The following is a 712-nucleotide window of genomic DNA, read 5'->3' as shown; positions in this document are numbered from 1 at the left end:
AAATCGACACCCTGACGCCGAAGCAGCCCGGCACGGCCGAAGGCACGCAGGCGAAATACACCCTGGACGCGTTCGGGAACAAGACGCACAAGAGGCTCAGCAAGGGCGACGAATCCGTCGAGGGTTGGAAGACGAAGCTCGACGCCGCCGGCCGGACGGCGCAGGTCTCGCTGCCGGGTGGCGGGGGGACGTCGACCACGTCCTACAACCGGGTGAACGGGCTGGTGGAGTCGGTGACACTGCCGGACGGTTCCGTTGCCCACCAGCGCACGGACCGGGCCGGGCGGACGGTGGAGGCGTGGACCTCGCCGAAGGACGACCCGGACACGAAGCAGGAGCATGTGCGGACGTCGTACGACCCGGTCACGGGTGGTGTGTCGGCACGGTGGATCGACGGCGACGAGGCCGGTTCGAAGATCACCTACGCGTTGAACCCGGACGGCACGGCCCGCGAGCGGACGGACCCTGGCGGGAAGAAGACCGCCTACACCTACACGGATGACGGGCAGGTCGCTTCGGTGACCGATCACACCGGCGCGGTCACCCGCTACACGTACGACGCGAAGTCCGGGCGGATGACGCAGGCTGTGCAGTCGCGCGGCGAGAAGGAACTCGCGAAGGTGTCCTACCGGCATGACGCTTCGGGGCGTCTGGCGGCCATCGACCGGGGCAACGGCGCGGGCAGCGCCTACACCTACAACGACGTCGGCCT

General features: G+C 68.7%; 1 protein-coding gene. It reads left to right on the top strand.

Annotation, left to right across the window (positions count from 1 at the left end):
• A partial coding sequence (locus EES43_RS13925) for an RHS repeat domain-containing protein (protein WP_164493173.1) occupies positions 1 to 712 on the top strand: 712 nt, incomplete at both ends.

The organism is Streptomyces sp. ADI96-02 (genome assembly GCF_003846185.1).
In the GTDB taxonomy this organism is placed as follows: domain Bacteria; phylum Actinomycetota; class Actinomycetes; order Streptomycetales; family Streptomycetaceae; genus Streptomyces.
The sequence above is the reverse complement of the archived record's forward strand: the minus strand, read 5'-3'. Positions and strand labels throughout refer to the sequence as shown.